The sequence below is a fragment of the Bacteroides gallinarum DSM 18171 = JCM 13658 genome, assembly GCF_000374365.1.
Taxonomy (GTDB): domain Bacteria; phylum Bacteroidota; class Bacteroidia; order Bacteroidales; family Bacteroidaceae; genus Bacteroides; species Bacteroides gallinarum.
Genome location: NZ_KB894152.1, coordinates 15,650 through 39,652, shown reverse-complemented (window position 1 = coordinate 39,652; position 24,003 = coordinate 15,650). Strand labels below are relative to the sequence as shown.

General features: G+C 48.6%; 20 protein-coding genes. 7 read left to right on the top strand and 13 right to left on the bottom strand.

From position 1 onward, the window contains the following. Window positions 1–215, bottom strand: a 215-nt coding sequence (locus C233_RS0117035; RefSeq protein WP_018668759.1) for an ISAon1 family transposase N-terminal region protein, incomplete at its 3' end; no start/stop codon positions are given. 297 nt (window positions 216–512) lie between these two features. Between C233_RS0117035 and C233_RS0117030 the strand changes: the two genes are divergently transcribed. Further along, the gene (locus tag C233_RS0117030) at window positions 513–3,050 is read left to right on the top strand and encodes an adenosylcobalamin-dependent ribonucleoside-diphosphate reductase (RefSeq protein WP_018668758.1); all 2,538 of its coding nucleotides are present in this window, start codon (window positions 513–515) and stop codon (window positions 3,048–3,050) included. Window positions 3,051–3,181: 131 nt separating this feature from the next. Beyond that, entirely contained in the window at window positions 3,182–5,872 is a 2,691-nt protein-coding gene (locus C233_RS0117025) for a 4-alpha-glucanotransferase (RefSeq protein ID WP_018668757.1), read from the top strand. A 124-nt stretch (window positions 5,873–5,996) separates the two neighbouring features. On the opposite strand, the gene C233_RS0117020 is transcribed toward C233_RS0117025, so the two are convergent. Further along, window positions 5,997–6,794: a class I SAM-dependent methyltransferase gene (locus tag C233_RS0117020; protein ID WP_025069057.1), complete on the bottom strand. Its 798-nt coding sequence runs from the start codon at window positions 6,792–6,794 to the stop codon at window positions 5,997–5,999. Window positions 6,795–7,129: 335 nt separating this feature from the next. Between C233_RS0117020 and folB the strand changes: the two genes are divergently transcribed. Next, window positions 7,130–7,501 (top strand): dihydroneopterin aldolase, encoded by a 372-nt coding sequence (folB, locus tag C233_RS0117010; protein ID WP_018668754.1) that lies wholly within the window; start codon window positions 7,130–7,132, stop codon window positions 7,499–7,501. A gap of 68 nt (window positions 7,502–7,569) precedes the next feature. Here folB and C233_RS0117005 read toward each other — a convergent pair whose 3' ends face one another. Genes C233_RS0117005 through mtaB form a run of 4 tightly spaced genes read right to left on the bottom strand, consistent with a single transcriptional unit; the run spans window position 7,570 to window position 11,368 of the window. Further along, entirely contained in the window at window positions 7,570–8,088 is a 519-nt protein-coding gene (locus tag C233_RS0117005; RefSeq protein WP_025069056.1) for a methylglyoxal synthase, read from the bottom strand. Window positions 8,089–8,134: 46 nt separating this feature from the next. Beyond that, window positions 8,135–9,151, bottom strand: coding sequence for a glycosyltransferase family 2 protein (locus tag C233_RS0117000; RefSeq protein WP_018668752.1), 1,017 nt, complete (start codon window positions 9,149–9,151; stop codon window positions 8,135–8,137). Continuing rightward, the gene (locus C233_RS0116995; protein WP_018668751.1) at window positions 9,144–10,043 is read right to left on the bottom strand and encodes a lysophospholipid acyltransferase family protein; all 900 of its coding nucleotides are present in this window, start codon (window positions 10,041–10,043) and stop codon (window positions 9,144–9,146) included. Before C233_RS0116995 ends, C233_RS0117000 begins: the two co-directional genes overlap by 8 nt. After that, the gene (gene mtaB, locus C233_RS0116990; protein ID WP_018668750.1) at window positions 10,040–11,368 is read right to left on the bottom strand and encodes a tRNA (N(6)-L-threonylcarbamoyladenosine(37)-C(2))-methylthiotransferase MtaB; all 1,329 of its coding nucleotides are present in this window, start codon (window positions 11,366–11,368) and stop codon (window positions 10,040–10,042) included. Before mtaB ends, C233_RS0116995 begins: the two co-directional genes overlap by 4 nt. 84 nt (window positions 11,369–11,452) lie before the next feature. Here mtaB and C233_RS0116985 point away from each other — a divergent pair, with 84 nt between their 5' ends. Both C233_RS0116985 and C233_RS0116980 read left to right on the top strand, forming a co-directional pair. Next, complete coding sequence (locus tag C233_RS0116985) at window positions 11,453–13,126, top strand: long-chain fatty acid--CoA ligase (protein WP_025069055.1); 1,674 nt, start codon at window positions 11,453–11,455, stop codon at window positions 13,124–13,126. A gap of 158 nt (window positions 13,127–13,284) precedes the next feature. Continuing rightward, window positions 13,285–13,485, top strand: a complete 201-nt coding sequence (locus tag C233_RS0116980; protein ID WP_018668748.1) for a hypothetical protein — start codon at window positions 13,285–13,287, stop codon at window positions 13,483–13,485. A 176-nt stretch (window positions 13,486–13,661) separates the two neighbouring features. On the opposite strand, the gene rplI is transcribed toward C233_RS0116980, so the two are convergent. From rplI to rpsF, 3 genes are read right to left on the bottom strand one after another with little or no spacing between them, the layout of a single operon-like run. Further along, window positions 13,662–14,111, bottom strand: coding sequence for a 50S ribosomal protein L9 (gene rplI / locus C233_RS0116975; protein WP_018668747.1), 450 nt, complete (start codon window positions 14,109–14,111; stop codon window positions 13,662–13,664). A 15-nt stretch (window positions 14,112–14,126) separates the two neighbouring features. Next, complete coding sequence (rpsR, locus tag C233_RS0116970; RefSeq protein ID WP_004288442.1) at window positions 14,127–14,399, bottom strand: 30S ribosomal protein S18; 273 nt, start codon at window positions 14,397–14,399, stop codon at window positions 14,127–14,129. A gap of 2 nt (window positions 14,400–14,401) precedes the next feature. Further along, window positions 14,402–14,746, bottom strand: a complete 345-nt coding sequence (rpsF, locus tag C233_RS0116965) for a 30S ribosomal protein S6 (protein ID WP_005657357.1) — start codon at window positions 14,744–14,746, stop codon at window positions 14,402–14,404. 148 nt (window positions 14,747–14,894) lie between these two features. On the opposite strand from rpsF, the gene C233_RS0116960 reads away from it, so the two are divergent. Further along, complete coding sequence (locus C233_RS0116960) at window positions 14,895–15,341, top strand: MarR family winged helix-turn-helix transcriptional regulator (RefSeq protein WP_009123072.1); 447 nt, start codon at window positions 14,895–14,897, stop codon at window positions 15,339–15,341. A gap of 142 nt (window positions 15,342–15,483) precedes the next feature. Continuing rightward, on the top strand, window positions 15,484–15,660 hold the full coding sequence (locus C233_RS24585) for a hypothetical protein (RefSeq protein ID WP_018668746.1): 177 nt from the start codon (window positions 15,484–15,486) through the stop codon (window positions 15,658–15,660). 82 nt (window positions 15,661–15,742) lie between these two features. Here C233_RS24585 and rprY read toward each other — a convergent pair whose 3' ends face one another. The 4 genes from rprY to C233_RS0116935 form a co-directional block, all read right to left on the bottom strand. Further along, complete coding sequence (rprY, locus tag C233_RS0116950; RefSeq protein ID WP_025069054.1) at window positions 15,743–16,444, bottom strand: response regulator transcription factor RprY; 702 nt, start codon at window positions 16,442–16,444, stop codon at window positions 15,743–15,745. A 5-nt stretch (window positions 16,445–16,449) separates the two neighbouring features. Then, window positions 16,450–17,991, bottom strand: a complete 1,542-nt coding sequence (locus C233_RS0116945; RefSeq protein WP_025069053.1) for a sensor histidine kinase — start codon at window positions 17,989–17,991, stop codon at window positions 16,450–16,452. 261 nt (window positions 17,992–18,252) lie between these two features. Beyond that, a complete protein-coding gene (locus C233_RS0116940) occupies window positions 18,253–20,409 on the bottom strand; it encodes an elongation factor G (RefSeq protein WP_018668743.1) in 2,157 nt (718 codons plus the stop codon). Between the two features lie 438 nt (window positions 20,410–20,847). Then, window positions 20,848–23,943: a glycoside hydrolase family 2 TIM barrel-domain containing protein gene (locus C233_RS0116935; RefSeq protein WP_018668742.1), complete on the bottom strand. Its 3,096-nt coding sequence runs from the start codon at window positions 23,941–23,943 to the stop codon at window positions 20,848–20,850. Window positions 23,944–24,003 lie beyond the last annotated feature (60 nt).

Here is a 24,003-nt window from a genome sequence, read left to right as displayed (position 1 = left end):
AGGAAAAGATGCTTGCCACGGACGGGGAAGTCCTGAACCACCACAGGAGCGTAGAAGCCTTTGCTTTCCACTTTGACATTCGAATACTCACCGGGAAGCTCATTTTTCTCTTCCAGGTAAATCACGATTTCACTACTGCTTTCCTTTACATCGGAAATGTTGAAATAATCCAATATCCCTTCGGGAAGAAGGAGACGATAACCGTTAGCTTCCATAATTACTGTGCTGTTGTTGCAGGCAAAGATAAGATTTTATCAGATATACTCCTCAGATTTTTACGTTGACCCGATTTTCTTTTTAGAAAACTTTTTGTTCTCCCGAAAAAGCTATTTTTATGTAAATCAAATAATTAAATATAGAAATCGGGAAACTCATATCCGGTTAATAAAAACTTCGGTTTTTATTTTGCCATAACGAAAAACATTCATAGATTTGCAATCACATTTGTTAGCGAATAAGTACGACTTCTACACTTTTACTTATTTACAATTAAATCTAAGAGATATCGCATCGTGGAAAAGAAAATTTATTCTTATGACGAAGCCTACGAAGAATCTTTACGATACTTCCAGGGTGACGAGTTGGCTGCAAGGGTTTGGGTAAACAAATATGCAGTCAAGGACTCTTTCGGGAATATTTACGAAAAGTCTCCGGAAGACATGCATTGGAGAATAGCCAATGAAGTAGCCCGTATCGAGGCCAAGTATCCTAACGCATTGAGCTCCGAAGAGCTTTTCGGCTTGTTAGACCACTTCAAGTACATCGTTCCGCAGGGAAGCCCGATGACGGGCATCGGTAACAATTACCAGGTGGCATCCCTCTCCAACTGCTTTGTCATAGGTGTAGACGGCGAAGCCGATTCTTACGGTGCTATCTTCAAGATAGACGAGGAGCAGGTACAACTGATGAAACGCCGCGGCGGTGTAGGGCATGATTTGTCGCACATCCGCCCCAAAGGTTCGCCGGTAAAGAACTCCGCCCTTACTTCGACCGGGCTGGTTCCTTTCATGGAACGTTACTCCAACTCCACCCGCGAAGTCGCACAGGACGGACGCCGGGGGGCATTGATGCTGAGCGTTTCTATCAAGCATCCGGACTCGGAGGCCTTTATAGATGCAAAGATGACAGAGGGCAAGGTTACGGGCGCCAACGTATCCGTAAAGCTGACCGACGCATTCATGCAGGCGGCTATCGACGGTAAGCCGTATGTACAGCAGTATCCTATCGACGCCGCCGACCCGCTGTTCAAGAAGGAAATCAGCGCCACCGACTTGTGGAAGAAAATCGTGCACAACGCATGGAAATCGGCCGAGCCCGGCGTACTTTTCTGGGATACCATATTGAGGGAGTCCGTACCTGACTGTTATGCAGACTTGGGCTACCGCACCGTATCCACCAATCCCTGCGGCGAAATACCGTTGTGTCCCTACGATTCCTGCCGCCTGCTGGCTATCAACCTGTATTCCTACGTAGTCAATCCTTTCAAGCCGGACGCTTACTTCGACTTCGACCTGTTCAAGAAACACGTTGCACTGGCACAACGCATCATGGACGACATCATCGACCTGGAGCTGGAAAAGATAGAGCGTATCATGGACAAAATAGATGCCGACCCGGAAAGCGAGGACGTGAAGCATACGGAAAATGTCCTGTGGCAGAAAATATATAAGAAGAGCGGACAGGGACGCCGTACCGGTGTGGGTATCACCGCCGAAGGCGATATGATTGCAGCGCTGGGACTGCGCTACGGCACGGAGGAAGCAACGGAATTCGCAGAGAAAGTACATAAGACGGTTGCCTTGAGCGCCTACCGCTCCTCCGTAGAAATGGCGAAGGAACGCGGCGCATTCGAAATATACGACAGCGAGCGCGAGAAGGACAATCCGTTCATCAACCGCCTGCGCGAGGCAGACCCCGAACTGTACGAGGATATGAAGAAGTACGGGCGCCGTAACATCGCCTGCCTCACCATTGCACCGACGGGCACGACCAGTCTGATGACGCAGACCACCTCCGGCATCGAACCCGTATTCCTGCCGGTTTACAAACGTCGCCGCAAGGTCAACCCGAACGATGCCAACGCGCATATCGATTTCGTGGACGAAACGGGAGATGCTTTCGAAGAATATATCGTGTTCCACCCCAAATTCGTTACGTGGATGGAAGCGGCGGGCTACGACCCTGCCAAGCGTTATACCCAGGAGGAGATAGACGCATTGGTCGAGAAGTCGCCTTATTACAAAGCCACTTCCAACGATGTGGACTGGCTGATGAAAGTCAAGATGCAGGGACGTATCCAGCAATGGGTAGACCACTCTATCAGCGTTACTATCAACCTGCCGAACGATGTGGACGAGGAGCTGGTGAACCGGCTGTACGTAGAGGCATGGAAATCGGGCTGCAAAGGCTGTACGGTTTACCGCGACGGTTCGCGCTCCGGCGTGCTCATCTCCGCCAAGAGCGACAAGAAGGAAGAACTTCCGCCGTGCAAGCCGCCTACGGTTGTCGAAACCCGCCCGAAGGTATTGGAGGCAGACGTGGTGCGCTTCCAGAACAATAAAGAGAAATGGGTGGCTTTCGTCGGGTTGCTGGACGGGCATCCTTACGAAATATTCACCGGTCTGCAGGACGATGACGAGGGTATCATCCTGCCGAAGAATGTTTCGACAGGGCATATTATCAAGAATGTCGATGAAAACGGCAACAAGCGTTACGACTTCCAGTTCGAGAACAAGCGCGGTTACAAGGTTACTATCGAGGGCTTGTCCGAGAAGTTCAACAAGGAATATTGGAACTATGCCAAACTGATTTCCGGCGTATTGCGTTACCGCATGCCTATCGAACAGGTCTTGAAGCTGGTAAGCTCGCTGCAACTGGACAGCGAAAATATCAACACCTGGAAAAACGGCGTGGAGCGTGCCTTGAAGAAATACGTAACGGACGGAACCGAAGCCAAAGGCAAGAAGTGCCCCAACTGCGGCAACGAAACGTTGGTTTACCAGGAGGGTTGCCTCATCTGTACTACCTGCGGTGCATCCCGCTGCGGATAAGGCTTGCAGGAAGCACAAACGTTTGCATAGGATTTTAAATGAGATAGCCGGCGATAGCTGCATGATTATGGTGAATATTTTCTATACTTGCATAATCATTGCAGCTATTGTTATTTCTAAATCTAATATATATGACTTTATTATTTAATATCGAGTACAGAACTAATTGGGGAGAGGAAGTCAGGGTTTCGGGCTCTATCCCCGAGCTCGGCGACGGACACCCCGGCAAAGCATTTCCTTTACAAACCGTAGACGGCATCCACTGGAGCGCCGAATTAAATATCGCAGCGCCGGAAGGCGGACTCGTCCAGTACGGCTACTGCATTTTCCAAGACGGCCGGCCTATACGTACGGAGTGGAACAACCTGCCCCGCACCCTCTACCTCTCCGGAAGTTCCCAAAAGGTTTACCGGTTGCAGGATTGCTGGAAGAACTTGCCGGAACAGCAATATTTCTATACTTCCGCTTTCACGGAATCGCTCCTGGCACACCGCGGACGCAGTGCCGCCCCCAAAGGGCACAAGAGGGGGCTGCTGATAAAGGCATATGCTCCCTGCATCGACAGCGACCACTGCCTGGGAATCTGTGGAAACCAGCCGGCATTCGGAGACTGGAACCCGGACAAGGCCGTCCTTATGAGCGACGCCGATTTCCCGGAATGGCAGGTGGAGGTGGATGCCTCGAAAATCCACTTCCCGCTGGAATACAAATTCATCCTTTACAATAAGAAGGAGCGCCGCGCCGTTTGCTGGGAGAACAATCCTAACCGGTACATGGCAGACCCGCAGATAGGCTCCAACGAGACATTGGTTATCGGCGACCGCTATGTGTATTTCAGCCTTCCCGCCTGGAAAGGTGCGGGGGTTGCCGTACCCGTATTCTCGCTCCGTTCCGAGAAAAGTTTCGGCGTAGGTGACTTCGGCGATTTGAAACGTATGATAGACTGGGCGGTAAGCACCCGCCAGAAAGCCGTACAGATTCTGCCTATTAACGATACCACCATGACGCATACATGGACGGATTCTTATCCTTACAACAGCATCTCCATTTATGCCTTCCACCCGATGTACACAGACTTGAAACAACTGGGTGCGCTGAAGGACAAAAAAGTCATGGCGGAGTTCAACAAGCGGCAGAAGGAGCTGAATGCCCTGCCTACCGTCGATTACGAGGCGGTCAACAAGATTAAATGGGAATACTTCCACCTCATCTTCAAGCAGGAAGGGGAAAAAGTGCTGGCATCGGCGGCTTTCCGCGAGTTCTTCGAGTCCAACAAGGAATGGTTGCAGCCGTACGCCGTTTTCAGCTACTTGCGCGACGCCTACAAGACGCCCAACTTCCGCGAGTGGCCTAAATACAACAGTTACGATGCCCGGGAGATAGAGAAGCTCTGCCAGCCCGGTTCTGCGGACTATCCGCATATCGCTATTTATTATTACATCCAGTTCAACCTGCACCTGCAACTGCTCGCCGCCACCGAGCATGCACGCGCCAACGGCGTCGTACTGAAAGGCGACATACCTATCGGCATCAGCCGCAACAGTGTAGAGGCATGGACGGAACCCCACTATTTCAACCTGAACGGACAGGCGGGCGCTCCACCCGATGATTTCTCGGTAAACGGGCAGAACTGGGGTTTCCCCACCTACAACTGGGATGTCATGGAGAAAGACGGTTATAAATGGTGGATGAAGCGTTTCCGCAAAATGTCGGAATATTTCGATGCCTACCGCATAGACCATATCCTCGGCTTCTTCCGTATCTGGGAAATTCCGATGCACGCCGTACACGGCTTGCTGGGGCAGTTCGTACCCGCCCTGCCCATGACGCGCGAGGAGATAGAGAGCTACGGGCTTCATTTCCGCGACGAATTCTTAAGGCCGTACATACACGAGTATTTCCTCGGACAGATGTTCGGCCCGCATACCGACTATGTGAAGCAGACTTTCATCGAGCCGACAGATACCTGGGAAATCTACCGGATGCGTCCGGAGTTCGATACCCAGCGTAAAGTAGAGGCTTACTTCGCCGGCAAGACGGATGAAGACAGTATTTGGGTGCGCGACGGTTTGTATGCGCTTATCAGCGACGTATTGTTTGTGCCCGACCGCAACGACCCGTACAAGTACCACCCGCGTATCGGTGTGCAGCACGACTTTATCTACCGTTCGCTGAACGATTGGGAGAAAGCCGCCTTCAACCGCCTGTACGACCAGTACTATTATCACCGCCACAATGAATTCTGGCGCGAACAGGCAATGAATAAGTTGCCGCAACTGACGCAATCCACCCGTATGCTGGTGTGCGGCGAAGACTTGGGTATGATTCCCGGCTGCGTGGCATGGGTGATGAACGATTTGCGTATTCTCTCTCTGGAGATACAGCGTATGCCCAAGGACCCCGCGCAGGAGTTCGGGCATCCGGACTGGTATCCGTACCGTTCCGTCTGCACCATATCCACGCACGATATGTCTACCCTACGCGGCTGGTGGGAGGAGGACTTCCAGCAAACGCAACGTTACTACAACACGATGCTCGGCCATTACGGTGTTGCTCCCGCAGTTGCCACGCCCGAGCTTTGCGAGGAAGTAGTACGTAAACATCTGTACAGCAACTCCATTCTATGTATCCTCTCCCTGCAGGACTGGATGTCCATGGACGGTAAATGGCGCAACCCGAATGTGCAGGAAGAGCGTATCAATATCCCTGCCAACCCGCGCCATTACTGGCGCTGGCGTATGCATCTGACGCTGGAACAACTGATGAAGGCGGAAAGCCTGAACGAAAAAGTGAGGGAACTTATCGCCCAGGCCGGCCGGTAAACAAGCGGATATACAACAAAAAAATCATCTCGCGGGATAAAGCGGTTTTATCCCACGGGATGATTTTATTTTGTAGCATGGATTTATGCCGACAGGATGATTTTATCTTTTCCGGGAAGCGGTGTTACTCTGCTTTTCCCGGAAAAGGTTCCGTCTTTTTCGCTATGAAAAACACATAGCCGTAGAATTCCTTATACTTGTCGTACAGCTTTTCCTCGGCGGCCTGGTATGCACTGAATTCCTCAGCAGCCTTATTTCCTGCATATTTGGCAAGAAAAGCCTCCTGCGCCGCATGTTTCGGTACAAAGTAATGTTCTGTCCAGCAATTTTCCGGCAAGATAAATGTAGCGACAGGAAGATAGCCCGCCTTATATATTTTGGCTACTTGATTGGGCAGCGTATCCATTTCGGGATATGCATCCACCCAAAAGTCATTGATTTCCGCCGGTCGTTCATCCGTAAACCACGAGCTCTCGGATACGGCGATATATCCTCCCGGTTTCAGGTATTTACGCCACTCGCGCAGCCCGCGCTCAAAGCCGATGTTGTAGATAGCTCCTTCCGACCAAATCAAGTCCAGCTCTTCCTCCCGGAAAGGAAGGGCATCCATAGAGCCCACAATCCCTTTCACCTTGTCTTGCAAGCTTGCCTGCCTCGCCTTGCGATTGAGGATTTCGATAAAGCCGGGAAAAATATCGAGCCCGGTAATGTGCCCCGGCACATGTTCCGCCAGTACCATTGTCTGTCCGCCCGTTCCGCAACCGAGGTCGGCTATACGGGACTCGCCGGTGAGGTTGTCTATAAATCCCAGCGCTTTCAGCGTAACCTCGGGGCTTCCGGGTCCTTGCCGTTGCATGGTGGAAAAGAAATCGTAAATCTGGTTAAGTTCGAAATCGTAAATCGTTTTATTTTCGTTACTCATTTTCGTAATGTATTGTGCATGCATAGGAAGCCCGGCAGTGCCGTGCACCGCTGCATGCTGGTTAAACTTGAATTATAACAATAAGGAAACGCTCTCGAAAGGGAGTTATCCGAGAGTAAACGAAAGGACAATCTGTGAAAACACAGATTGTTTACTGCACCAAATCCGATTTAAACGTTGTTGTCATGGCGCAAAGATAGGAAATATTCCATAATGCGGAAAGATTTGGCAGGTAAAAAGTGTTTTTTACAGAAACATACGGCAATTACCCCTTTACAGTTGCAGGACAAAGATTTTATCTATATGTTTGCATCCAAAGAATATATCTACCAAGTATGAACAGCTACGTATTTTTAGACCGGATGCACTTCTTTGCCCGCCACGGTGTCGGCGGGCAGGAAACCATAGTGGGCAATGACTTCATCATCGACTTACGGCTGAAAACAGACATCGGCCGTGCGGCAGAAACAGACGATGTGATAAATACAGTAAGTTATGCCGATGTGTATGAAGCGGTGAAAACAGAAATGGCTATCCCTTCCAAATTGCTGGAGCATGTATGCGGACGCATAATAAAGCGTTTGTTCCGTGAATTTCCCACCGTTGAAAGCATAGACTTGAAACTGTCCAAACGTAATCCGCCTATGAATGCGGATTTGGATGCGGCAGGCGTAGAGGTGCATTGCGACAGGGAAGAAAGTGTATAAACAAAGAACACCCTGCCGGTATTATCTTTCGGCAGGGCGTTTCTTGTTTATGCAGGGGGCGTTTCCCGCTATTTTCTTTGTTTGCGCCTTTTCGCCGATTCCACAGCTTCGGCAACAACCGGCTTATTCTCAAACCGCTTGGCATAATTGCTATAATCGTGAACGGTACGTTCGTATGTGGGGTCGAGGAAAAGCGGACTCGAAATGATATGGTCTGCCGTACTGCGATTGCAGCAGAATACGATATTCTCCACACTGGCAAGGCGTGTCAATGCTTTTACGTCGGTATCGTGCGGTTGCAAAGTCATGGGGTCGGTGAAGAAGAAAAGGTAATCGATTTCTCCGTCTACAATGCGGGAGCCCATTTGCTGGTCACCGCCCAGAGGACCAGACTTGAGAATCGTGAAATCCCACTCTACATCGGGATGTTTCTCTTTCAACGCTTCCAGTATAAGGGTTCCCGTAGTACCCGTACAATAGAATTTGTGTCCCATAAGCAACTCCGAATTCCAAAGTACCCATTCTATAAGGTCTTTCTTCATGGCATCGTGCGCCACCAGTCCAATCTTTCTAACTAATTTTTCCATAAGCAATAACTTTAAAAGATAAACAATCCGAAACGGGTAACAGTTCTTACAATTGGGAGAAGTATTTCTTCCCATGTAAATAAAACTGCGACAATATACTGTTTTTTGTCCGTTCGGGAATTACGGAGAGGCATGTTTTTTTCAGGTTTTCCTCACGGGCGGATGCGAATGAAGGACGGAGTGAACGGAAAGCGCAGCGTGCGCGAATCACCGCCCACATATTAGGTAGCTGGCCTTTCAGCAGGAAACTCAGGGCTGCCGCATAGTCGAGTACGGTACGTACACGCATCACTGAGACCAGTTCTTCCGGCGGCAGGTTTTTATATAACATGACAAGATTGTTACGGAAATTGAGGAAGGTCTTGCGGGGGCTCTCTTTTTTCAAGGTTGCACCGCCTACGTGGTAAACCGTGCTCCGGGGTACGCACACCAGCATCCGGCCGCGTGCACGGAGCCGCCAGCACAAATCGATTTCTTCCATGTGGGCAAAGAACCGTCCGTCCAGCCCGCCGGCATCCAGGTAGTCTTTCCGGCGGATGAACAATGCGGCTCCCGTAGCCCAGAATACCGGGACAACGGTATCATACTGTCCGTTGTCTCTCTCTACCGTTCCCATTATCCGACCGCGGCAAAAGGGATAGCCGTAACGGTCTATGAATCCGCCGGCCGCACCTGCATACTCGAACAGTTCTTTATGTCTCCAGCTCCGGATTTTGGGCTGGCACGCCGCAACCTCGGGATGAGCATCCATATAGTCCGCGAGCGGTACGAGCCAATGTTCCGTAACTTCCACGTCTGAATTCAACAATACCGCATATTCGGCGGATATTTGTTGCAAAGCAAGGTTATAGCCTTCGGCAAAACCGTGATTTTCGTTCAGTATAATAAGGTGTACGGAAGGAAACTCCCGGCGGAGCATTTCAACGGATGCGTCTGTCGAGCCATTGTCTGCCACATAGACCTCCGTACCCTCCGCAGCGGAACAGCGTACCACGGAAGGAAGAAATGAACGGAGCATTTCACAACCGTTCCAGTTCAATATGACGACAGCAATCTTATCCATGCTGTATTACATCTTCGCGTTTCAGCTTCCAGCGCTTATGCGACCAGAACCAATAAGGCGGCTCCCGACGGATTGTCTGTTCCAGGCGGCGGGCAAAGAGTTCCGTTATCTCCCCGTCGGCCGTTTGGTTCGGTGTTTCGGTTATCAAGTCGAACCGTACCCTGCAATATCCTCTGCTCTGTTTTTTCAGCTCGCAATAGAATACGGGGAAGTCCATTAGTTTGGCGATGCGCTCGGCGCCGTCCATAAAACCGGTGTCCTGGTTCAGGAAAGTCGTCCAATGATGTGCCTCGTTAAAATTGGGAGACTGGTCGGTTATCATTCCTACCGCCACGCGTTTGTTATCGCGCCGCAGCTTTATAATCTCGCGCGCCGTAGAATGTTTCGGCACATTGTAACCGCCGAAACGGGCACGGATGCGTTTGAACACTGCATCCATATATTTATTATGCAGCGGTTTATAAATCTGTACGGGTATATCTCCCTCCCGCATAATGGTTCCCATACCTATTATCCACTCGAAATTGGCATAATGCGGTATGAGCAGCACGATACCGCCATGTTTTTCAATCATGGCGAGGTACTCCTCTTTATTGTCATACTCCATGCGGCGGCAAAGTTCCTTGAAGGACATACGCAGCATCTTCACTTCTTCCAGCATATAATCGCAGATGTAATGGTAGAACCGGCGTTCTATCTCCCGCAACTCGGCTTCGGACTTCTCCGGAAAGGCATTGCGCAAATTGGTGCGTACTACCCTGCGCCGGTAATGCACGATGCGATGCATCAAAAAGCAAAGCCCGTCGGACAACGCGTAGAGCGCTCTGAAAGGCAGCAGCGCCAACAGCCACATGCCGGCATAAGTCAACCAGTAGATTAATCTCGATTTCATTCCTTGCTATCACTTATCATTCCCAAAAGGGCTGTACCTTCTTCATTAAAATCGCCCATACGCATCGGGACTACCTGATTGTCCAATGCGTCGTCATGCGGAACTTCTACCCGGATATAATTCGGGGTGAAGCCGTGCATCGGCGTTCCCGGCTTGGAACGTTCCAGCAAAACGGGCATCACCTGCCCGGTATGACGGGCATAAAACGTACGTGTCTTTTCTTCCGACAGCTCCAGCAAAAGCTGGCTGCGCCGGTGTTTTTCCTCGGACGATACCACATGTTCTATTTTCAAGGCTTGTGTACCCGGACGTTCGGAATAGCTGAACACATGGAGCTGCGTTATGTCCAGACTTCGAATGAACCGGTATGCCTGCCCGAAGTATTCTTCCGTTTCCCCGCGTGTACCGACGATGACATCTACCCCGATAAAGGCATCGGGCATCGTTTCCTTTATTTTTTTCACTTTAGCGGCGAACAAAGCTGTATCGTACCGCCTGCGCATCAGTTTCAGCACTTCATCGCTGCCCGACTGCAAAGGGATATGGAAATGGGGCATGAACCGTTTCGAACGCGATACGAACTCTATAATCTCGTCTGTCAGCAGATTGGGTTCGATAGAGGATATGCGGTAGCGTTCGATACCTTCTACCTCATCCAGCGCTTTCACCAAATCGAAAAAGGTTTCTCCCGTTGTCTTACCGAAATCGCCGATATTGACTCCCGTGAGTACAATCTCCTTTCCGCCTTCGGCTGCCGCCTGGCGTGCCTGCCCGACCAGGGAGGCGATACTTCCGTTACGGCTACGTCCACGGGCGAAGGGTATGGTGCAATAGGAACAATAATAATCGCATCCGTCCTGTACTTTCAGGAAGAAACGGGTACGGTCGCCACGCGAACACGACGGGGCGAACGAACGGATGTCCTTCAACGCGGAGGTATAGGCCTCGCCGCTTTCGTGCTTCTGCAAATCGCCCAGGTAGTGCAGCAGGTCTTTTTTCTGCTCGGCTCCGAGAACTACATCCACTCCTTCTATATTCGCCACCGCATCCGGCTTTAACTGGGCATAGCATCCTGTAACTACCACAAAAGCTCCCGGATGCTGCTTCACCAGCCGGTGAATAGCCTGGCGGCATTTCTTGTCAGCCACCTCTGTTACCGAGCAGGTGTTTACCACACATATATCCGCCTTCTCGCCTTTGCGTGCCGTACGCACGCCTGCCTCCCGCAAAATCTTACCGATAGTCGAGGTTTCCGAGAAATTCAGCTTGCATCCCAACGTATAGTAAACCGCTGTCTTATCTTGAAATATATTGGTATCTATCATGAGCCTAAATCACATTTGCACGGCAAAGGTACACATTATTATTATATTTTTCCTACTTTTGCACAATTCATCAAAAAGCGTGCAATGATACAAGAGAACTTCATCAAGCTATACGAGCATAGTTTCCGTGAAAATTGGGAGCTTCCCTGCTACACCGATTACGGAGAAAACGAAAGTTATACCTATGGGCAGGTAGCACAGGAGATTGCAAAATTACATCTGTTATTCAGGCATTGCAGCCTGCGCCGCGGCGACAAGATAGCAGTTATCGGCAAGAACAACGCCCGCTGGTGCATTGCTTATATGGCGGTCATCACTTATGGTGGTATCGTTGTCCCTATCTTACAGGATTTTAATCCGAATGACGTGCACCACATCGTCAACCACTCCGAATCCGTATTCCTTTTTACCAGCGATGTTATTTGGGAGCTCTTGGAGGAAGAACGGCTTACCGGCTTGCGCGGTGTATTTTCTCTCAGCGATTTCCGCTGTCTGTACCAGCGCGACGGAGAAACTATCCAACGTTTCCTCAAGCACCTGGACGATGAAATGGACGAGGTTTATCCGGAGGGATTCCGCCGGGAAGATGTAACTTACACCGACCTTGCCAACGATAAAATCATGTTGTTGAACTATACTTCCGGCACGACGGGATTCAGTAAAGGTGTCATGCTGACCGGAAACAACCTGGCAGGCAACGTTACCTTCGGTATCCGTACCGGACTGTTGAAGAAGGGCGATAAGGTGCTGTCTTTCCTGCCGTTGGCGCATGCTTACGGTTGCGCCTTCGACTTCCTGACGGCAACGGCGGTGGGTACGCACGTTACTCTGCTGGGCAAAATACCCTCTCCCAAAATTCTGATGAAGGCGTTCGAAGAAGTAAAGCCCAACCTGATAATAACCGTACCCCTCGTTATCGAAAAGATATACAAGAATGTCATTCAACCTATTATCAACAAGAGGAGCATGAAATGGGCGCTCAGCATTCCTGTACTGGACGGGCAGATATACGGGCAAATCCGTAAGAAGCTGATAGATGCGCTGGGTGGCAGGTTCAAGGAGGTCATTATCGGCGGTGCTGCCATGAATCCGGAAGTGGAGGAGTTCTTTCACCGTATCAAATTTCCGTTTACTATCGGTTACGGCATGACGGAATGTGCACCGCTTATCAGCTATGCTCCGTGGAATGAATTCATACCGACTTCTTCCGGACGGGTGCTCGACATCATGGAAGCACGTATCTATAAAGAGAACGCGGATGATAAACTCGGCGAGATACAGGTGCGCGGCGAAAACGTAATGGCGGGCTATTACAAGAATCCGGAAGCTACCCGGGAGGTCTTTACCGCAGACGGCTGGCTGCGCACGGGCGATTTAGGCACGCTGGACGAAAATAATAACCTCTACATCCGCGGACGCAGCAAAACCATGATTCTCAGTTCCAGCGGGCAGAATATCTTCCCGGAAGAAATAGAAGCCCGCCTGAACAATATGCCGTTTGTCCTGGAAAGCCTTGTTATCGAACGCAACAAGAAACTGGTGGCTTTAGTCTATGCCGACTATGAGGCTTTGGATTCCCTGGGGTTAAACAATTCGGAAAGCTTGAAGACTATTATGGACGAAAACCTTAAAAACCTGAATAATAGCATTGCTGCTTACGAAAAGGTAAGCCGGATACAACTTTACCCGACCGAATTCGAGAAAACGCCTAAAAGGAGTATCAAACGATATTTATACAATAGTATTGCAGACGATTAATATGTTGCAGAACATACTAAAAGCAAGGAAAACGGGCTTTCCTTCAAAAAAAATATAAAAAAAGTTGGGCTTTGAAGAACAACATATCTAAAAAGTACCTACCTTTGCATCGTTTTAATAAAGCAATTGATTGTATTACGTTTTAAAAAGCAAAGAAAATGAAAAAATTAGTTTTGATGGCCGTAGCTATCGTAGCAGTATCTTTCGCATCTTGTGGTAACAAAGCCGCTAACGCTGAACAGGCAACAGCCGATTCTATCCGTATCGCTGATTCAATTGCCGCTGTAGAAGCAGCCGCAGCTGAAGCCGAAGCAGTTGATTCTACTGCAACAGATAGCGCAGCAGTTGTAGCAGAATAATTCTCCTGCAACCAATTTAGAGGGAATTGAAAGTCTGACGTGCGGAAGCACGGACAGACTTTTTTTATACCTTTCCGGAAAAGGATAGCAGTGAGAGGCAAACCCCGCTCCTACTCTTATAAAAAAATCCCGGCTTCTTTTCAGAAACCGGGATTTTCCGTATATAGAATTCTATATTATGCTTCTTCAGCAACTACCTCGAAAGGTATTTCAACAGAAACTTCCTTGTGCAGCTTAACGATAGCTTTGTAGTTACCTACTTCCTTCACTGCGTCTTTCACAACGATAATCTTACGGTCGATGTTATGACCCAATTTAGCCAATTCCTCAGCAATCTGGATGTTACTTACAGAACCGAAGATAGTACCGGTCGTGCTGACTTTCGTAGCAATCTTCAAAGATACGCCTTCCAGCTTGGCAGCCAGTTCTTCAGCGTCTTTCTTGATTTTTTCCAGTTTGTGGGCGCGCTGCTTCAATTCTTCAGCCAGCATTTTCTTTGCAGCAGGAGAAGCGATGACTGCTTTCCCTGTCGGGATGAGGTAGTTACGACCATAACCGGACTTTACGGTTACGATATCGTTCTTATAACCCAAGTTTACTATGTCTTCTTTCAATATAATTTCCATACTTTCCTCCTCCTATTATTTCATCATGTCAGTTACATAAGGCAGCAACGCCAGGTGACGCGCTCTTTTCACAGCTTGAGCTACACGACGCTGGAACTTCAAAGAAGTACCTGTAATACGACGCGGAAGAATCTTACCTTGCTCATTCAAGAATTTCTTCAAGAATTCAGGGTCTTTGTAGTCGATGTACTTAATACCGCTCTTTTTGAAACGGCAGTATTTTTTCTTCTTAACGTCTACTGAGGGCGGAGTTAAATATCTGATTTCTGATTGAACTTGTTGTGCCATGATTAATCCTCCTTTTTAGTTGATTTAACACTTCTTCTCTTCGCAGCATACTCGGCAGCGTACTTGTCCTGTTTGAAAGTCAGGAAACGGATAACGCGTTCGTCACGACGGAAATTTATTTCCAGTTTCTCAATGACAGTAGGTTCTGCATTGAACTCAATCAGTTGATAGAAACCGGTGGATTTCTTCTGGATTGGGTAAGCCAGCTTTTTCAATCCCCAGTTTTCTTCATTTACAATCTCAGCACCTTCAGCGGTAAGGATGCCTTTGAATTTTTCTACCGCTTCCTTCATCTGAACATCAGACAAAACGGGAGTCAAAATGAAAACGGTTTCGTATTGATTCATACTCGTTTAATTAAATAAATAAATTATTCTTTTATTAAATGCGGGTGCAAAGGTAGGCATTTTATTTTGAACTACAAAAATAAGCGGACTTATTTTGTATTGTCTTCAACTTACACTATATTTGCAAAGTTGTTTAAACAATAATTTCATGATAGAGCAATTCAACTTTGATATCCGGCTGATATTCGCCATACTCAACGGTAAGGTATCCGCTGCGATTAACCGCAAATTATCACGTAATTTCAGGCAGAACGGTTTGGAAATCACTCCCGAGCAGTGGACCGTCCTCATCTTCTTGTGGGAAAAGGACGGGGTAACGCAACAAGAGTTGTGCAATGCAACTTTCAAGGATAAACCCAGTATGACCCGCCTTATAGACAATATGGAACGCCAGCACCTCGTAGTGCGCATCTCCGACAAAAAAGACCGCCGCACCAATCTCATCCACCTTACCAAAGACGGCAAAGAGTTGGAAGAACGTGCCCGTGTCATAGCCAACCAAACGTTAAAGGAAGCATTGCAAGATATTACTATCGAAGAGTTAAGCGTGAGCCAGGAAGTGCTAAGAAAGATATTTTTTAATACGAAAGATTAAGAAAAAGCCTCATTTTTCACTTCTCATTCTTCATTCTTCATTAAAATATGGTTTTTTTGCAAAAATAATTTCGCTTGTTAAAGAATTATGCTTTTCTTTGTGACAAGAATACGAAAATAATAATCTATTAAAATACACACACATGAAAGGCTTATTAAAAAATCTGGGATTGATATTAATCTTGGTAGGGGCTGCAATCTTGGTTGCATGTTCTCTTACCGGCAATGTAAACAACAACGCTATCTTGGGGACCAGCGCTGTTTTAATTGTAATAGGATTGATTTCTTACATTCTTATCAACAAGAGAATTGCGGATTAATACCGAGAAAAAGAAATAAAAAAAGACGGTTGCGTTGCAATCGTCTTTTTTTATTTTCCGGCATCCGGAAAACCGAAACTTATCAGGAATCGGCCTCCGGGGTAATCAGCTTATATCCTTTTCCGTGGATATTGATAATCTCGATAGATTCATCCTCTTTCAGGTGCTTACGCAATTTTGTGATATACACATCCATGCTGCGTGCATTGAAATAGTTATCGTCAATCCAGATAGTTTTCAAAGCAAAGTCGCGTTGCAGGATTTCATTGGCATGCGCACAGAGCAAACCCAGCAATTCCGATTCTTTAGTGGTCAGCTTGGTCTGCTTTTCGGGCGTCGACAAAATCTGCTTCTGGGTATCGAAAGTAAATTTACCAATCTTGTAGATATTACTTTCCTTGTTTTTCTTGCCGCGGACGCGTCTCAAGATAGCTTCAATTCTGAAAGTCAGCTCTTCCATACTGAACGGCTTGGTGATGTAATCGTCCGCACCGATTTTAAAGCCTTCCAGAATATCCTCTTTCAAGGTCTTAGCCGTCAGGAATATTACGGGAATTTCCGCATTCGCGGCACGCACCTCCTGCGCCAGTGTAAACCCGTCTTTCTTGGGCATCATTACATCGAACACGCACAAGTCATATTTATTCTTCAGGAAAGCCTTGTATCCTGCCTCTCCGTCGGGATATAACTCGGCTGCATAACCTTTAGCCTGTAAATATTCTCTTAAAAGCATGCCAAGATTCTCATCGTCTTCGCATAATAAAATACGCAGTTTCTCATCCATATCAATCATTTTTTTAATAAAGGTAATGCAATAATAAATTTAGTTCCGACATTCAGCTCGCTTTCCGCCCGGATGGTTCCCTTATGGTCCTGAATAATCTTTCTCACATAAGCCAGACCAAGCCCGAAGCCTTTGACATCGTGCAGATTACCTGTATGCACGCGGTAGAACTTATCAAATATTTTTTTCAAATTGTCTTTCTTAATCCCTATACCGTTGTCTTGTACGGAAATCATCAGCTTACCCGGTTCGTTCCAGGTCTTTACCGTTAACAGCAAGTCCACATCCGGCCTTTTATACTTCACCGCATTATCCATGAGATTGAAAATGACATTCGTTATATGCATTTCATCCGCAAAGATAACCGGGTCGGTCGCTTTCAAATCGGACTCGATTTTTCCGTTATACCGTTCCACCTTCAAGGCGAACGTATTGATTACACCGGTAATCAGTTCATTGGCATCCAGTTCCTTCATCTTCAACGTTGCCTTCTGACGGTCGAACATCGACATCTGGAGCACCTTCTCCACCTGGAACCTGAGCCGCTTCGTTTCATCGTTGATAACGCCCGATATATGCTGGAACATCGCCGGGGACTTGCCGACCGCCGGGTCTTTCAACATCTGCGCCGCCAACGAAATAGTCGAAATCGGCGTCTTGAACTCGTGCGTCATATTATTGATAAAGTCATTCTTCATCTCCGTCAGCTTCTTTTGGCGGAACACGATATAAATCGTGAAGATGAACGTTATCAACAGGACGAAGGTAAATATCATCGACGGAATCATGAAACTGACCGAATCGAAAATATAATCCCTCTTGCCCGGGAAATGTATCTTGACGATACTCATACGCGCAGGCGGGTCGTTCAGGAACAAGGGCTGAGAATAAGAACTCTCACTGCCTTCATCGCTATAATCCGAACAACGGTAAACCTCCCTGCCGTCCCGGTCTATCACCTTGAAGTGATAATTCAGCTCGATGCCGTTGTCAATCAAGCCCGATTTCAGATACTGGTCTAAATTCTTAAAATTCACCCGTTCCTCTATCGGTTTGTCGCTGGCACGGTAAATCATCTGCCACGCCACCTCATCCAGCAAAGCCCGCTGATACAGATAACGGTTCTTTATAGCATCTGCCAGCGAACGCGACGTCTGAGGTATCGTTTTCGTTCCATGTTTCCGCGAAATCATCGCTCTCGGCAACTCCGACGCCTCGTTGGTAAATGTCTTCAGCTCAATGGACGAATATCTCGTCCCGTCCGGCGATGTAACCGTAAAACGTTGTGTCTGAATCAGCCCTTTACCTTGCGAACTCTGTTCCCAGGCTCTTTTTTCCGCCTCGGAGATATCCTCCCTCAACCAACGGTCAACTTCCGCGGACTCCACATCCTTCGAAGCGGCCATTAAAGCGCGCTTCACCGATTCATCAAATTGCTCGTTACGCATCTTCACCATTTCTTCAATATAGCTGATTTGCAGATACAGCAAACTAATGAAAGAAAGACCCATAACGATGCCCAATATCCATATTGTCGACTTTTTCATAGTCACAAAATTAACACTCCCTAATTAACATTCCTAACAAATTAACCTGATTTAACCGGGTGTTCTCGTTAATTAACCGTAGAATATTTTTTAGGTTGCATTACGAGCATTATAACAAAACAAGACACCTTTGGTTTGCAAATTTAATAAAAAATTAAATATTAACATTCACATTCATCCGTATTCCTAATCAGTGTTAATAAAAAAGCCGTTATTCCTCACTATGAGCGAACAACGGCTTTTACTATTTATTAAAAAACTCTATTCTTCTGCCTGCTTGGCTTCGAATTCCTTGATAAGTTTATCCTGTACATCGCTCGGAACAAGCTCGTAGCTGGCAAACTTCATAATGAACGAAGCACGACCGCCCGTCAACGAACTCAACGCCGTAGAGTAAGAGGACATCTCCTTCAAAGGAACCTTAGCAATCAGCTTTTCATAGCCGGATTCGCTATTCATACCCATAATCATGGCACGGCGTCCTTGCAGGTCGCCCATTACATCGCCCATTTTATCGGAAGGAACAAACACTTCCACATCGTAAATAGGTTCCAGAATCTTCGGACCGGCATTCTTAAACGCTTCGCTGAACGCATTACGACCCGCCAGCATAAAGGAGATTTCATTCGAATCTACCGGATGCATCTTGCCGTCGTACACGATGACACGCACATCACGGGCATACGAACCGGTCAGCGGACCTTGTTCCATGCGCGACATGATACCTTTCAGAATAGCCGGCATAAAACGGGCGTCGATAGAACCTCCCACGATACTGTTGACAAACACCAGCTTGCCGCCCCATTCCAATGGAACTTCCTCTACACCCTTCACATTCATCTTGAATTCCTGTCCGTTGAACTTATAAGTTTCCGGCATCGGCATACCTTCGTAATAAGGCTCTACAATCAGGTGGACTTCGCCAAACTGACCAGCACCTCCCGACTGTTTCTTATGGCGGTAATCGGCACGGGCAGCCTTCGTGATAGTTTCGCGGTATGGAATTCTCGGTTCTTCGAACTTAATCTGCAACTTCTCATTATTCTCCAAACGCCACTTCAACGTACGCAGGTGAAATTCGCCTTGTCCATGCACGATTGTCTGGCGCAACTCCTTAGACTGGTCGATAACCCACGTCGGGTCTTCCTCGCGCATACGGTTCAGGATAGACATCATCTTTTCCGTATCGGCCTCGTTCACAGGCTTGATAGCGCGGGAATATTTGGAATTCGGATATTTGATAAAGTTGAAACGGTTCTCGGCTCCTTTGGCATTCAGCGTATTACCGGTATGTACATCTTTCAGTTTTACCGTACAACCGATGTCACCGGCCACCATTTCCTCCACCTTGATACGGTTGGCGCCCGCGCAGGCATAAATCTGTGCGATACGTTCCTTAGAGCCCCGGTCGGCATTCGTAAAATCGTCTCCCTCATGCACTTTACCGCTCATAACCTTGAAATACTGCACATCGCCGATATGCGGCTCCACCGCCGTCTTGAAGAAATACAAAGAAGTAGGCGCATCCGGATTGGGATTCACAACCTCCCCACGCGTATTATGTACCGGCGGCATCTCGTCTACGAACGGAACGACATTGCCTAGGAACTCCATAAGACGGCGTACTCCCATATCCTTACCCGCACATACACAGAACACAGGGAACATACCGCGGGAAGCCAGCCCCTTACGGATACCCTCACGCATCTCGTCTTCGCTCAGGGAATCCTGTTCAAAGAATTTCTCCATTAGCGTCTCGTCGTGTTCGGCAGCAGCCTCCACTAACGCCTTATGCAAAGCGGTCGCCTTTTCCATTTCCTCGGCGGGAACCTCTTCGATAGTAGGTGCTCCGCCTTCCGGTCCCCACGAATATTTCTTCATCAGAAGTACATCAATCAACGAATTGAAATTCGGTCCGGTAGCCAACGGATATTGAACAGGCACTACTTTCGAGCTGTAAATCGACTGTAATTGCTCCAGTACCATATCATAATCGCACTTCTCATGGTCGAGCTGGTTCACAAGGAAAATAACCGGTTTGCCCAACTTCTCCGTATAACGGAAATGATTCTGAGTACCTACTTCGGGACCATACTGCCCGTTCAGCAACAACACGGCCGTATCGGTTACATTGAGTGCCGTAATAGCTGCCCCCACGAAATCATCGCTACCCGGACAGTCTATGATATTCAGCTTCTTACCGTTCCATTCCACATGATAAACGGTGGAAAACACGGAATAACCATATTCCTGCTCCACCGGAAAGTAATCGCTGACCGTATTCTTGGCAGTAATTCTGCCGCGACGTTTTATAATACCACTCTCAAAGAGCAGCGCTTCCGTGAGAGTGGTTTTACCCGAGCCGTCATTGCCGAGGAGGGCAATGTTCTTAATTTCATTCGTCTGATATACTTTCATGATATATAAGATTTAAAGTGAATACTCAGCATGCTTCCGTATGCCATTATTTTAGTGAGCCGCAAATTAGAAATTAATCGAAAGAAAAGCAATAAAACAGCCGTGTTACTAAACAATGTTGTGTAACATATTCGTCTTACATCTTTATATATTTCGTCCTATACCTTATATATAGAAAGTAATTTGCAGAGACCGGAAATACGTAAAACCGGCATACATGCAAACGCAATGCAGCTTATCTCAGGCAATGCCTCAAAAATGAGGTCGGGACTACGCCGTCGGAATATGTGGAACTCCAGAGATAAAACAAATCGTCCCGCAGGACAAGCCGTATCGTCCTGCGGAACGGATAAAATTATCCCGTGAGACAAACGAGTCCGTCCCACGGGATAAATTCGATACGGAACAAGCCTGCGGTAAGAACCTGTTCCGGCCTCCTTATTCGATGCCTACATTGTGGAATACCGGCGTAAGGATGAACGTAAATTCATAATCGCCGTAAGGCACTTGGTATTCGGGAAGGGCGATACGTCCCCAACTGTTCACACAACCCAGGCCTGCCTGCACCTTGTCGATGCAGAAATTTGTCAAATCCGCTTCCTCCACCTCCGGCGAATGTCCGTTACGCTTGCTCCAACCTTCGTCCAGCGACTCAATCGTATAATGCAGAGCCGACGCGGAGAATGGTGCGGCAGCAACTACCCTGATACCGTTGCCGGCGGCATCCAACATCTTCCACCAGCGGATGTCGGTCTTCGTTCCATTCTCCTGCGGGCGTATATAAGGATAGAACTGCTCCGAAACGCTCTGGCGGTAGATGCCGAGGTCGGCGCAATGATTACGGTCGATGTAGTTCTCTACGGGACCGCGACCATAATATTCAACCGTCCCGAAACTGCGGGGCATAGGCATCTGCATGCCGAAACGGAAAAGGTTGGCAACCCGGGCGCTCTTATCGGCAATCATCTTTTGAGTTACCTTGACAGCGCCATTGTTGTTGATGACATACGTCAGGTTCAATACAGCCGACGCCTTCGGCAGTGTGTAGGCAGCCTCCACAATTACCTGTCCGTTCTCGGTACGCTGGCCGAAAGAAGTCAGTTTTATCTCCGGGTTCTTCCATACGATATATTTACGTTGCAGGTTGGCTCCGAAATCATTATCGGTAGGAGCACGCCAGAAGTTGGGCGTAAGCGCCTCGCCCTCCTTAATCATATCCAGTCCGTTCACCTCGTATTTCGTCAGATAACCGGTGTACTTGTTGAATTCCATGCGGAAGGCATCGCCGGAAACAATGAGATAAGTACGGTCGTTCTCCTGCACGGCGGGAACTACAACCTCGATATTACTCGATACCCCGTTCTTCAAGTCCATTGCAGGAGCCTGGTAAGCATTCAGCGTTAACTGGTCTTTGGCTACCGTATGGCCGGCAGGCAGCAAACCCTCCCGGTTTTTCAGCTTATAAGACACGTTGAGCAGCCACTCGGCACACTGGCATACAGCACCCAAATCCAGCTTGATTTTGGCCGTCTGCTGCGGAGCTACATCCAGCTTGTCCACACGGCCGTTGCGTACCGCCTTGCCGTCCTTCAGCACCTCCCATTCCAAGTAGTAAGCAGAAAGATCGCGGAAGAAGAACTCGTTGAATACACTGATTTCCCCATGCTGCAAATCGGCCGGAGCCGTACGGATATCCTGGTAGATGCGTCCCACCTCGTACATATGGGGGTTGGGCACACGGTCGGGACTGACAAGGCCGTTGTCGCAGAAATTACCGTCGCTGGCATCGAAACGGTTGAAGTCGCCGCCATAGGCATAAATCATCTTGCCGTTCTTGCCCGTCCAGCGTACGGACTGGTCTACGAAATCCCAGATAAAGCCACCCTGGTACTTGGGATACTTGCGCACCAAATCCCAGTATTCCTTGAAACCGCCTTCGGAGTTACCCATGGCATGAGCATACTCACACTGAATGAGAGGTTTAGTCATGGAGGCATCCTCGCAATATGCCCGGCAATCCTCGTACCCGTAATACATCGGGCAGAAAATATCGGTCTTACCCTTCTTTCCCGCCTGCTCGTACTGTACGGCACGGCTCGGGTCTTCCGCTTTCACCCAGTCGTAAGCCGCTTCGAAGTTGGAGCCGTATCCCGCCTCGTTACCTAACGACCAGAAGATGATGCTGGGATGATTGAAGCTGCGCTGTACATTGCGCCGGTTGCGTTCCATATGAGCTTTCAGGTAATCGGCGCGCTTGGCAAGGGTGGACTCCCCATAGCCCATTCCGTGAGACTCTATATTGGCTTCTGCCACCACATAAATACCGTACCGGTCGCACAGGTCGTACCACAAGCTGTTATCGGGATAGTGACAGGTGCGCACCGCATTCACGTTGAACTGCTTCATAATCCGGATATCCTGAATCATACGCTCGCGGGAAACCACATAACCGTAGTCCGGGTCTATCTCGTGGCGGTTGGCTCCCTTGAAAAGAACAGGCTGTCCGTTCACCAGCACCTGCGAGCCTTTCAACTCGATTTTACGGAAACCCACTTTGACGGGGATAACCTCGCTGCTGCCCTGCAAGGTGGCATGCAACGTATAGAGATAAGGTGTCTCGGCCGTCCATTTATGCGGATTGTCGAGATTCATCGAGGCAGTGCCGTTGCCACGTACGGTTGCCGTCGCCACCTGCCTGCCTTCGGCATCCAGCAACTCCAGGTCGGTATGCCCTCCGCCTTTCAGACGGACTTCCACACGTAGGGAACCGTTCTTGTAACCGGCATCCAAATCGGGAACGACGCGGATATCCTCGATGCGCTTCTTATCGCGGACGTACAGGTAACAGTCGCGCCCTACGCCGCTGTAACGGAAAAAGTCCTGGTCTTCCAGATACGTGCCGTCGCACCAGCGGAACACCTGGAAGGCAATCAGGTTCTTCTTCCCCGGTTTCAGGTAAGGGGTGAGGTCGAACTCGGCTTCCAACTTGCTGTCCTCGCTGTACCCTACATACCTGCCGTTTACCCACAAGTACATATTGGACGTTACCGAACCGAAATGCGCAATGATGTCCTTGCCTTTCCAATCGGCAGGTACTACTATCTCGCGGCGATAAGCCCCCACATGGTTATCCGCAACGGGCACTTGCGGAGGATTGTTCTTGAACTGGTTGCGCCAGGCATAGCCGGCATTCACGTAAATAGGGTCGCCGAAACCATTCAGCTCCCATACGCCGGGAACGGGAATATCACCCCAACCTCTGTCGTCGAACTCCGGTTTCCAGAAATCCACGGGACGGGCATCGGCATCTTTCACCCAAAAGAATTTCCACGTACCGTTCAAGGTCATGAAACGGGAGGAACATTCCTTAACTCCCTCACGGGCAGCGTCCGCCGACTCGTAGGCAAAATAATCGGTGTGCATCGGGGCACGGTTTACGGCATTGACCTCCGGGTCTTGCCATTCGGTAAAGGACTGGGCATTGGCCACCGCAGCCAGTGCCGCAAACAGTCCGGTAATAATCTGTCTTTTCATGATATGTGTATATGGTTAAGTTTGTATTGTCGCAAAAGCCGATGTGTGACGGACAAAATC